Genomic DNA, 12,161 nt, shown 5'->3' with positions numbered 1-12,161 from the left:
TCCAAAAAAGATGGAGCTGTTGCTCAATCTTCAATAATTCAAATGCATTGATCGCTCCATGAACGAACATCAACGCATTTCACGACTATCAATGTGTTTGCCATTCGGCTTACTATTTTTGAATGACATTAAAGAACCTACTTCTTGTTTTTGCTATCTGCTTTCTGAATGGATTTCTATTTGAATCTGTTAGGGCAGCCGAGATTGATGCAAACGACCTCAGCAAAGAGGCAGATACGCATCTTGGCAAAGACTGGAAAGGCATTTTATACGTCTGCAATCCATTTTGCGAATTTATCTCGCTTCGTGAAGATAAAGTGTGGAATCCACCACTCAATAGAGCCAAGATCGATTGGAATCATTCAAAAGGTATTGCTGAAAGTGATCCTCTTTATCCTCTCTTAATTGTCAAAGAACCCGTCTTTCCTTTTGTGACAGGTAAAGTCGCCAAGGAACAACAGGATAAGAAAACAGACTTAGTGAAACCTCCTAAGTATGCACAGTTCGATTTCAATTGGGGAATCGCTATTTCCGGTGGTTTTATTTTTTCGCAAAGCAATTGGTCAGGGAATACAGCTCTGCAACAAGATCTTTCTTCTCAAGGTATCCAATACACTCCTACCGCATTGTTTCAAGTGATGAAGGGGCAGCCGACTCATTTATTCAATATTTGGACTCTTCATCAATTTGATCTGCAAGCGGCGCTTTCGCCTAACTACAAATCCAAAGACGATTATCTCCATATTCAAAATCAAGAATTTTCGCTGGCGTACCAAATGTGGTTTCCTTTTCCATCGTTTAGAATTGGTCCACGTCTCACATACGATATGGAATCATGGAGTGTGCCGACAAACTCACTTCAGCACTTCTCTTTCACGCGTCAGTCATGGCTTTTAGGCGTCACGGCTATATGGAATCATTGGGAAGTTTTGTTTGATACATCGCTCATTTCGCAAATTTCAGAGCAACAGCAATTCCGCCAAGAGCCCTTCACTTTGAATTGGTATCGCTTGAAACTTCAGAAATGCTCGCCCGACCTTACTCTGTTTGACGTGCCCTATGGAATTTGTGGTGGTGTAAGTGCTCTATTGGATCAACAGAAGGCGGCGTTTGCAGACAATTTGTTGATTCAAGGTCAAAGCAATTTGAATCGCACGGACCTTGGAGCGTATTTCCTTATTCGTATCGGAGAGGATCTTTACCAATGATGTCGATAGCCTTCCTTCTTCTTCTTGATTATTCGGGTTCGATGGATCAACCCCTCGAGAAATCTCCAAAAATTCAAACGGTAAAATCCCAGGTGGGTGCTTTATTATCGACGCAAGCTCCACAGGACAATGCCGAAGCAATTGTTTTTGGTACCCAACCTCAATTCGGTTGTGATGATATTCGTGCTTTCAAATTGCCGCTTCCACAAATGTCGAAAAAGATTTCTGAATTGAATCCTGGGGCATATGGCAAAACGCCATTAACCCAAGGCTTTAGATTATTGGTCGATCGACTCAAGCACAACGACATCACCAAAGCCATTGTCATTACGGACGGTGCGGATACATGCGGCGAAAATCCCTGCGAGTACTTGCAAAAAGTCGATAAGACATTCAAGAAGGCACAGCCTTACGATATCTATCTGGTTGGTTTGGATCTAAAGGAAGATCGGCCTCAGATGGAGTGCTTTAAAGATCTTAAGTTAAATAATTTCAAAATCCATTTTGCTGACATCAACTCGAAGGAAGACCTTTTAAATCAACTCAAACAGTCACAGTTTTCCGAAAGCGAAATCTTACATGAGATTAAAGACTCACAAAGAACCGGCGATACAAAAATCAAAATATTTAAACTAAAGAACCAGGCTCAACGCAAGAACTCTCAATCCACCGATAAGCAAAAGCCAGATCCAACAAAGATGGCGCGACTGGAAATCACGGGTGCGCCTAATGAAGCTCAATTCCATATTGAAGGCGCCAAGCATGTTCAAGACTGGAAAGGGCCTTTCGTTGTATCGGTTCCTAGCGATACCTATAAGATCAGATTCGTCGATAATGAGAATGGATCGGAAATCACCTTTAAGCTTGCTGAAGGAACCTTGACGAAAATTCCCTGGGCACAACTGATGAAATACTCTACTGGCGAAATGCAGATTTCTTCGGCATCCTTAACGCTGCGCTGGAAGCCAACCGCTTCAACGCAAAAAATTCACGGAGACCTAAAACCAATCGAAACCACCGCGACACTTGGAGTTGCAAGCGTCGATATTCCAAAACTTCAATTTGGCCAGTGGGATGTGGAAGTGATATCTCCTCCATGGCTAGCCAAGCGTCTTGGTCCACGCTCTATCAAAGTTGAAAATCATCAGAAGAATTCTTTAGATTTGAAATCACTCTATGCAGAAGATATCGCATGGGTGAAAGCTCCACCAAGTAAAACAGGACAAGTGCTAGTGATTCAAAGCAAAGATGCCCACGAAGAGCGACACTTTATTCCTGCGGGACAGGATCAATTCGATATTCCAGTTCCAGCGAAATTTGAAATTCGTTGGCTCAGTCCTTAGAGTTCGCTCTTCACATAGAAATAAGAAAGATCATCGACCAGAGGAGTTCCTTGGCGCCACTCCTCGACATATCCCATCGTTGAATCTAACACTTCTTTTGTTGTGACTTGTGTATCTCGGAACTTTGCCAGCAAACGAAGAATTCTTCGTTCATCAAAAGCCTCACCCGCTGGGCTTGTGACATCTTTAAGTCCGTCAGAATAGAATAAGAACACATAAGGCTCATTACAGGTAACGACTGTCTGTCCAAATGTTGCATCCACTTTCTCTCCGAGTCTAGGGCCATGAACGTCAATAAAGGCGTTGATATCCGCCTTCTTGAGCTCTGGCTTGGGCGAGAAATAATATGTCGGTTCGTGACTGGCGTTAGAATAAGTCACTGTGCGGTTTTGCTTATCAAAAGCCGCTATCAAGCACGTCATATTTAAAGAGCCACCGGATGTTTCATAGATAGCACGATTCATTCTCGCCATGGCATGTGCCGGACCTTCGAAGTTTGTCTTGAATTCAGCAACTACCGCCCTTGCCGCCGAGGTCAGAAGCGCCGATTGAAGACCATGTCCTGTCACATCACCTATACACACTATGAAATGCGTTTCTGTATCTGTATATGTCCACCAATCACCACCACATTGACTTGCAGGTTCATAGAAACCGGTAAACTGGAAGGAACCTGTACGATAATTGGCTTCGGGAAAGAACTTCTGTTGAAGATCGGCGGCCAAACTCATCTCGGCATCGACTTTGGCTTTCTCTTCGTGGATACGCATCAACTCGCGAATATGTCCCACCATTTTATTGAACATATTTGTCAACTGTCCAATCTCGTCCTTGGATTTTGTTTCTATATTTACATCCAAATTTCCATCACCAAAGGACATCATGGCATTGCGCAAGCCAAAGATATTCTTAAGCATCGCAGATGAAATCAGCAGACTTGCAAGCAGAGCTATGATCAATAAACCAGCTGCAAAGATAACGCCTTGGTAAACGAATAACATCGCGGCCCTCTGCGGAGCTGACCTAGGCGTTAAAGAAACAATCAATAAATATTCATTTGGAATGCGATAGAAGTGAGTCAGATACTTAATGTTATCCTTCTGATTTTGCAGTTCAAGACGTCCCTGCGAGGTATTAATCGAGTCAAGAATGTCATTTACTCCTGATCCAACAATAGATTTCAGTTCTCGACCCACAGGATAGCCACTAGGACCTGCAATAATGTATCCGTCCTGTCCGACTAAAAGCGTGTCGCTGATTCCATGTTCAGAAAATAAATCAGACAATTGCGAAGTTTTAAACACATAGAGATCGTAGTCTTTCGCATTCTTACTGCAGTATCCATAGATCAAGCGGTTCTGAAAGTACAACCATCCCAGATGACGGACGTTAGTACATAGAGCAGCTCCATATTTTTTGGTGACATCTAAAACTTGTTCTTCTTTAACCGCTCCATGAATGTCCGCCACCTTATCAAAGGTATTATTCACACGAGCCGTAAAGACACTTTTTTCTGGATCCGCTTTGATTTGCGAGATTAAAAGATCAATTTTTGTCGACAGATATTTAGATTGAAGCTGATTCCACTCATAAACAAAGGTCACCTTGTCAGCGATAAAAGCCTTCACTGATAGAGAGAGAAATACTGCCAAGCACATCAGCGGCAGCAACACCATTACCAATAAAAGTTTAGATCTAAGACTCATGGTTGAAATTATCTCAACAGGGTCCGCATTCTTCAATATGATAGAAGGACAGGTATGCCTAAGAAATCCAATCTCATTCTTCGTCTTTATATGATTGTTTCAGGAATTTTATTTCTGAGTCTTTTTGTATATCTGCTGACGGACGGAAAAGTTCTTCGCGCTTTCCTTCCCACACCTGCGAGAAAATATTCAGCCATCGGTTTTATCGAGTCCTCTTCAGGCGACGTCCGCGTGAGATCTGCAGGCGAACTTTTGTGGGTGCCAAGCAGTGCGAACGATCCAATTTATGATAATGATTCAGTCTTCACCGGCGACACAGGAAAATTAACGATTCAACTGGCGCCGAATACTCGCTTGCAGGTGAATAAAGATTCGCTATTTAAAGTCAGTCGGAAGAATCATTTAACGACAATCGATCTTGTTCAAGGCGAGATGAAAACATCCAGTTCCAATAAAGACAATATGAAAATTCAACGTGAAGGAAAATCTAAATTTTTGAAATTGACTGAGGTCGAATTGAAAATTTCGGCTTCAGCTTTAGATGATCTTGTCGTGACCACTTCACCCCCAGGAACGCTAGATCTTGATGAGGCCTTAAATGAACCCGGTGAACAGTCTAGCTCTGCGCCGACTGATGCGGCCTTCGATCCGAACTATAAGGAAATGGATAAAGATCTGAACGCATTGAAGCCCCGACAGTTTCAATCTTTAAGCGAAGGCGAAAACGGCAAGATTCTATGGGTGCTAGTTTTTGCCTATATGATTTTCTCGATCATTGCTTTAAGAGAAATGATCAAATCACGAACAACATCCACTTAATAGAACCTGTAGAGAAACTACTCTGCAGGAAGCACGCATCTTGTCTCGGCCGTATAAGTATCAACCATCGTTCCAGAGACGAAAGTTCCCCATCGTGCACCGGCTCTGACAGACTTCATTGCTAATGAAGTATTTGTTAACAATGGCGTTTGTATTGAAGAAGAATAGATCTGTGTCCACAAAGCCTTGGGCCAGTAATCAGCGGAATATGTCGTCGTCGTCAAAGGCCAACCCAACGTTGGAATAAAGGCCGTTAAGAATGTGGATCCAGATCCGACATAACCATATCCATTAGTAGTATCCTGAAGAAACATAGACGTATCCATAACGAACCCGGTTGTTCCGCCATTTATGTCCTGTAAAAAGTCACGATTGCCGTTATCAAAAGGTGACATCATTCCTGTCATCTTACCTGTGGCCTTATCGAAGTACATGATATCGCTCGTCGCCTTCGTGCGCATCATATCCTGAACTCCATACCGTGATTGACAATCAATTGTTGCAACAGAACCGATCATGAACTGAGCACTATTATTAGCGCCAAAATAATTTGTATACCCTGTCGAATCTGTCGCATTCGTTAACATCAACATCTCTTTATAAGCCGGATAATTTGTGTAATCCAAAAGCTGTGAAATTGTTGGCGCACCGACATCTGAATTGCTTCCGTACTCGCAGCCATAAGTGTAAGAAGCGTTATGATATGTATTTACTTTGTAAACCTTGTTCATGAAGTTCGTATAAGTCGAATAAGTATATGGTTCGCCAGACAACAAGGCTGGGGCTGAGTAAACGATGTATTCCCTTTTGCGAGACAGACGTTTGGTACCATAATTAGTATCAACTTGCGAAGCGCAGGAACCAGCGGACGAATACTGGTTCACATATGCATTCGTCTTCGCGCGTTTTCCTGGAATATTTAAATTATAATTACCAGTTGAATCTACATAAGCAGGGTCATTGGTCCACATCGTCTTATAAAGACTAGCGGCATTGGAATATGCACCGTCAACAATGTCGGCGGGTCTCAACCACGTGATATTTCCCGAAGAGTCTGCACTAGCAGCTACTCGACAAGAAGCACCCCCTGGGTATAACCACAAGAAGACATCTCCCACTTTTCCCTGAGTCGCGGCCGGAGCCCCTACAGATCCTGTGTAATTTCCATAGCCAATGCAATCACCACTTGTGTGATTAGCTCCGCACATACCGCCTTGAGACGCCATCGTCCAATTGCAGGCAAGTTCCCATCGATCTACAAACAAATTGTAACCAAAATCATAATATCCCGTCGGTAAATTCAAAGCAGGCTTATTGTTGCCAGTACTGTAAGGCTGCCCTCCAATACCGCTATAAAGACAACGATTATGATTTTGTGGATCTGACGCTTTATTCAGCTGCAAACACATTTCGTAATTGGCAGCATCCCTTTGAACCAACACCATGTTTTTCGGTGGGATTGGTACTAAGATTGAAAACTGCGCTAAAACATCTTTATCCGTGGGCAAAGGCTCGGGCCATGTATCACCAGTGGCAGAATCTGTCTGCATAATCGAAAGCGAATAACGATAACGCGCCGGAGAAGCCGCAACAGCCGAGTCCGTGCAATTCACAACATCCGAAACCGCGGTGACCTGATCACACACACGGCATGAGGTAAACGTTGTATCCGAGCAAGCAGTTGTCACTGAACTGTCCATGGTAAAACCATCAATAACACGAGTAACAACATACTTTGCACTCGAGCCCGCCGAACTAAATGCATTAAATGCTAATTCAACGACACGCGCATTCGGAGATTTCGCGGGAGTGTCTGGATGAACGGGCGCTGCGGGTGCTTCACCAAAAGCGCGAACGGCCATAACATTTGCCCACTGCGAACTACTAGATCCATCCGTGTCATAACCGACAGTGTATGTATTAGCATTGAAAGTTAAATCATTGCCGTCTTCTTTTCCCAATGAAGCAACATAAGCCTGAGCACTGATAATATAAGTAAAACCGGTGCGAAGTCCCGCCAATGTGACAGAATCATCACTTCCCGTTGCAGTCGCCAATAAAGTTTTAGTTCCGCCAATGGTCAGCTGACCATAAACGCGAATTTCATCTGCGACAGCAGTCGTAGACTTAAATGTCACTACCAAACTAGAACGAGAATCCGCTGCAACAGTGTCGATCCCAGCCCATGCTAGCGCGCTTATCGTTTTTGTATTTCCATCCTCGATGTCATCTTGATCAACGGCGTTTACCGTATATGTATAAATGGCTCCAGGATCTACAGTGCCATCCATATATGAATTTAAGCTTGGAGCTAATGAAGCGATCAAAGTCTTTGTTGCGCCTGAAACTCGATAGACTTTATATGCTTTCACTAAAGAGGCATCACTGACAGCAGGCCAAGTTAGCATTATACCGGCAACTTTATTTATCGCTGATGCAACTCCCGTAAACTGGGCGTCAGTGATCGAACTCGCTTTATTTGCGCTGGTCGACTTCTTGTTGGCGGGGTTTAGAAAATCAAAACAGCCCGTCAGTGAAAATAAGTAAATGATCAAAATTATTTGCGTGATAATACTTTTTCTCATTATTCCGCCTCAATACCGCAAAGAAGACTTGTAGAATAATTGGAATAGGCAATTCCACTTGGCGTAAAACCAAAGCTCCAGCGACCTGCATTAGATGACGATGAGCCTACAGTCATCACATACGAATTCCCAGTCGGCCCTGTTGAAGTGGGGATGTAACCAACATGATACACACCGCTAAGACCTAGCGGCGCTCCACCAACTGATCCAGTAGATTGAAATTCCGGCAAAGAACGCAGAGTCTGCGCGCCTCCAGACCAAGTACAAATCGGTATACCCAATGATGGAATGAAAGATGCCAGCTCTTTACTGCTATTGCATGGATATCCAGTTGTAGCGCCACCACGATACGAGGCAAGAACGAAATAATACCAACCGCCGCTAACCACCCCTTGGTTCGGCCCCAGTGTTCCGTTGAAGCTGAAATTAGAAAAATCTAAATTTCCAGAATCGTACGGTGATGGCGAAGCTTGAAGGGTCATCGGAAATGTTGTGCCTGAAGTTTTTGTGAAGGTATCGGACACCGGAATTCCTGATAAACCAAAACCAAATGGATCCTGGATACCGAATCGCGATGTACAGAGTGTGCTCGAACGATTTCCAATCATATAATAATGGTTGGCCTCGTTACCTAAATTGACTGAATTGACCGTAATAATATTTCTGATGATTGAAGAGCCCAACCAGTTCGCAATGGCCTCGGATGCAGTTGCCCCAGAAGCGATGTCCGTCGTAAATCCATTACAAACCCCTGTAAATTGAGGCGCATCGAAAACCCGCAATCCACTGACATAGGCATTGTCCTCGCCACTAATATAGGGAAGCGGAGATGCCGCAAGATATTCACGACGACGCAAAAGTCGCTTAGATCCATAATCTGTAGAATGCGCTTGGCAAATATTGCTTGCTTGTTCTGGCGAGAAATATCCAATTGCCGGTTGATGCTTATCGGTACCAGGATCATTCGTAGTCATTGTCGCCAGATCACTGCTGGATAGATTTGCGCTGCTTAAAGAAATCCAACCAGAGCTTCCATTCAAACCAGTTGTTTTCATATAGCAAGTGTCAGCGCTTGATGCATACTGAAAGCCATAAAAGACGTCGCCGGTATTACCTAAAGAAGCATCTGGAGGCACCGGAGATCCCGACGTACTTAAAACTCCTACGCATCCATTTGGTCCGCAAGTGGATGAGTTTCTCGTCCAATTGCAGGCCATTTTATAGCGATCCACAAATAAGTTGTATCCAAAATCATAATATCCGGAATCATATGTTTTGGCTGGTTTGCCAGGACCCGTTGTCGACGGAACTGCACCCAATCCAGTGTAAATACACCTTTGCTTGTGCCGAGGATCACTTGTCGCATTGATATTGAGACACATTTCATAATTGGCAGCATCACGCTGAACCAACACCATATAGTCAGGCGGCACGTGTGCCGTAACGATGAAATCCGTTGGCGAACAAATATTTGTACCGCTTCCTGTACCATTCAAACATGGCAATTCTTCGGTGTATTCAACTCCGCTCGTATCAGTTTTCATTTGCGTGATTGCATAATAATACGTCTGTGGAGGTGCCGAGACATTCGTGTCGATACATTTCTGTGCACCAGTCACTGTGCAAACCATGCACGAAGTTGTTGAAGTTGATGTACATGCCGTACTGACAGTTGTATCAATTGAAGTTGTTGTCGAGCGAACAACTTTGTATTTCGTGGAACTGGACGAGTTACTGAATGGCAGCCAAATCAAATTAATTTGTCTTCCTGTTGGACCTGCCGTCGCATTCGGAGCCAAGCCATAACCTTGTACATTCAAAATACCACGATAAAAATACGTCGTATCCGCAGTTAAACCACTACCGAAACTATCAGACCAAGTTTCTCCATTTACAGTTCGAGTATTGCCATCTTCGGCAGACAAATAGGTCATGTAAGCGTTTGCCGTGAATTTATAATTCACACCTGAACGTAGCCCAGTGATATCAACAGACGCCGGGTTACCCTTCACCGTTGCAAGAAGAGTTTTACTTCCCCCCGTCGGAGTCGCGTAAATATGAATAGCATCATAAGCACCAGACAACCCACTCAACGCAATAGTGGCTGTTGTCTTTCCTGTTATAGCGACTCCACTGATACCATAGAAAGTCACAGTAGATACTTGCTTAGAGTTTCCGTCCTCTGAACCAGTCAAAGCATCGATAGCTTGAACTTTATATGTGTAGACTGTTCCATCTGAAAGATTCTGGGTATCCACATAAGAGGTTTGTGAATCATCGACCTGTGCAATATTAGTCCACTCATTCACACCTGTCGTCGCATTGGGACGAAGTGAATAGACTCTGTATCCAGTAACAGAGCGATCCGCACGCGCCCATGTGACTTTAACTGAAGTAGGGTAACCGCCAACATTGGCAGCAAGAGCGGCGCCTGCAAACCATGAACTGGAAGCCGAAACCGCCTTAGCGCTTTCTTTCGTTTGAAGACATCCTGAAAAGCATAGCACGAAGAATAGACCGAATATCACGATCGATATTTTACTCTTTATGTCGCCATAAAAATTTCGCATAACCTTAAGAATCCTTCCATAGGTAATGATGTCTTTCTACACGCCCAATTTCAGTATTGGCTAAAGCAGTCAGTTTTATGAATGCAAAGTCTTTAAACGTCGCTATTTTAGACTTCTTAATGCTCCATGGATGCCCATGTCCCCGACGCTTCCAAAACTACAAACAAGTTGTCGCCGCAAAGCCTTTTTGGATCGTGAGATTAATGGTTCGAGTGACTGTTCCGCCCCGTCCATCACTTAACTCCAAATTATAGGCTCGATTGACAGTTGTGGTTCCTGAATACAAACAAGTCGGTAGCCTTATCGTCCATGTAACGCCTGAAATAGTTCCAGGTGCATTGGTCGGTAACGAGTATGAATAACTGTCGTTATCACCATCTGGATCTACCGAACCTAAAGTCATCGAGTAAGTCTTTGTCCAAGTAGTTCCTGATTTAGAATTCTTTGATAAATCAATACAGATTGTGAATGCTGTCGTCAGTGAGTTAGCACTGCTGCCTGTACACCCCTGACTTCCGCTAGAAAGTGAAATAGCCGTCGGCGATCGATTGGTATTATTCACGGTCAACAGGACTGACACTTGCGATTGAACGGTGGAATCATCTGCATTAGTCACCGTAAAAGTGATGATATAGGATTTACTTGAAGCGGGTAATACCGCATTTCCATCCGTGTAACTAGGATTCAATGTAAAGACAAAATCTTGATCTCCGTTACCTTCCAATGAAGATGGCGATTGAATCATCGAGGCACTGCATGAACCAGATCCCGACGTCGAACTTACATAGCAGGTTGGAGCTGACACATTATAAGTGTATTGATTCACAGCTGCAGCGCTCTGCGCCCTCACTTGCAGCGTCACCTGTGTCGGTACGCCCTCACTGGCGGTCAAGGTTGAAACCGAAGATCCCCCCTGAGCTAGCGACAACACCATTGGCGCCGGACTTGCTGCAATCACAAGTTTGAAAGCATGAGATGCTGAGGTATTCCCGCTATCGGTGACCGTAAGATTTATATAATAAGTTCCAGCACTGCCATAAGGAGGATACCAACTTCCTGAGAAATTCGAAGTCGACAAAGTAAAATTAATTCCCAATGACAAGCAATCTGAAGAGTAGTTTGTAGAACCATCTGTATTAGCCATACAAGTCCACGTCAGACTTTCTCGGGTATCCCCTGCATCGACATCGGGATCTGTGAACATATCACTCAAAGGCAATATTAAAGATTTATTTTCGAATCCATCTACTTCTGTAACTCCGGTCAGCTCGGTGACTGGACGATTGGTATTCGCAACGTTATAAGTAACTGTTTGTGATGTCGTCTTTAACGAACTCTGATCTTGAGCAATAATCTGAAATGAACACGTGTCTTTCGAAACGTAACTTGGATACCCCGTTAAAAAGACATTTCCCGAACCATCGACAGTCAAACTTGCAGTATCAGACCAATCGCACTGTCCATCGGCAGATTGAAAACTATAAGTGACTGCTGTCGAATTTGGATTTGGATCGTAGGCATGTCCCACTGGAATATTGAACGTCTGCCCCTCAACTAAGTCATAGCTCTGAGGGTTCACGTCCCAAACCGGGGGATCATCCGTATTAATAACACCAAAAGTTGCATCCATAGACGCTAACGTCTGCGAGCTATCCAAAGTTGAATCAACCGCCGTATTGTACTTTAGCGAAAATCGCAGAGTCATCGAGCCATTGCCACCAATTGTCTGAAGATAGCTAGGCATGAAGTTCCAATTAAATTCCGGCGCCGTCGTCGTACCGCCTGTCGTGTAAGATGTTAGAAGTCCCCCGCCAGCAGGGCTTCCTGTTTTCACTGAAGTGACCGGTGAAACCACCAAGACCAGAGGATCCCCTTCAGGATCATTGACCTCAATCGCAGTTGTAGAAGAGCTTCCTTCAGTAAAGTTGAT

At 43.9% G+C, this 12,161-nt stretch carries 7 protein-coding genes; 3 read left to right on the top strand and 4 right to left on the bottom strand.

Annotated features, from left to right (window positions below; all coding sequences use genetic code 11):
* Nucleotides 1-122 precede the first annotated feature (122 nt).
* Both VF412_RS00700 and VF412_RS00695 read left to right on the top strand, forming a co-directional pair.
* Nucleotides 123-1,208, top strand: coding sequence for a hypothetical protein (locus VF412_RS00700; RefSeq protein ID WP_331337268.1), 1,086 nt, complete (start codon nucleotides 123-125; stop codon nucleotides 1,206-1,208).
* Nucleotides 1,205-2,551 carry a vWA domain-containing protein gene (locus VF412_RS00695; RefSeq protein WP_331337267.1) on the top strand — a complete coding sequence of 449 codons (1,347 nt, stop codon included), beginning with the start codon at nucleotides 1,205-1,207 and terminating at the stop codon, nucleotides 2,549-2,551. The genes VF412_RS00700 and VF412_RS00695 overlap by 4 nt, the downstream gene beginning before the upstream one ends.
* On the opposite strand, the gene VF412_RS00690 is transcribed toward VF412_RS00695, so the two are convergent.
* Nucleotides 2,548-4,257, bottom strand: a complete 1,710-nt coding sequence (locus tag VF412_RS00690; protein ID WP_331337266.1) for a SpoIIE family protein phosphatase — start codon at nucleotides 4,255-4,257, stop codon at nucleotides 2,548-2,550. The genes VF412_RS00695 and VF412_RS00690 overlap by 4 nt on opposite strands.
* A gap of 54 nt (nucleotides 4,258-4,311) precedes the next feature.
* Here VF412_RS00690 and VF412_RS00685 point away from each other — a divergent pair, with 54 nt between their 5' ends.
* Nucleotides 4,312-5,076, top strand: coding sequence for a FecR domain-containing protein (locus tag VF412_RS00685; protein ID WP_331337265.1), 765 nt, complete (start codon nucleotides 4,312-4,314; stop codon nucleotides 5,074-5,076).
* A 17-nt stretch (nucleotides 5,077-5,093) separates the two neighbouring features.
* Here VF412_RS00685 and VF412_RS00680 read toward each other — a convergent pair whose 3' ends face one another.
* From VF412_RS00680 to VF412_RS00670, 3 genes are all read right to left on the bottom strand, one after another.
* Complete coding sequence (locus VF412_RS00680; protein WP_331337264.1) at nucleotides 5,094-7,661, bottom strand: hypothetical protein; 2,568 nt, start codon at nucleotides 7,659-7,661, stop codon at nucleotides 5,094-5,096.
* A complete protein-coding gene (locus VF412_RS00675) occupies nucleotides 7,661-10,168 on the bottom strand; it encodes a fibronectin type III domain-containing protein (protein ID WP_331337263.1) in 2,508 nt (835 codons plus the stop codon). The genes VF412_RS00680 and VF412_RS00675 overlap by 1 nt, the downstream gene beginning before the upstream one ends.
* Before the next feature lie 220 nt (nucleotides 10,169-10,388).
* A partial coding sequence (locus VF412_RS00670) for a hypothetical protein (RefSeq protein WP_331337262.1) occupies nucleotides 10,389-12,161 on the bottom strand: 1,773 nt, incomplete at its 5' end.

Source organism: Bdellovibrio sp., assembly GCF_036384735.1.
Taxonomy (GTDB): Bacteria; Bdellovibrionota; Bdellovibrionia; order Bdellovibrionales; family Bdellovibrionaceae; genus Bdellovibrio.
The sequence above is the reverse complement of the archived record's forward strand: the minus strand, read 5'-3'. Positions and strand labels throughout refer to the sequence as shown.

Coding starts and splice junctions, on each gene's coding strand:
- VF412_RS00700 (WP_331337268.1), top strand. CDS start 123: ATGACATTAAAGAACCTACTTCTTGTTTTTGCTATCTGCTTTCTGAAT.
- VF412_RS00695 (WP_331337267.1), top strand. CDS start 1,205: ATGATGTCGATAGCCTTCCTTCTTCTTCTTGATTATTCGGGTTCGATG.
- VF412_RS00690 (WP_331337266.1), bottom strand. CDS start 4,257: ATGAGTCTTAGATCTAAACTTTTATTGGTAATGGTGTTGCTGCCGCTG.
- VF412_RS00685 (WP_331337265.1), top strand. CDS start 4,312: ATGCCTAAGAAATCCAATCTCATTCTTCGTCTTTATATGATTGTTTCA.
- VF412_RS00680 (WP_331337264.1), bottom strand. CDS start 7,661: ATGAGAAAAAGTATTATCACGCAAATAATTTTGATCATTTACTTATTT.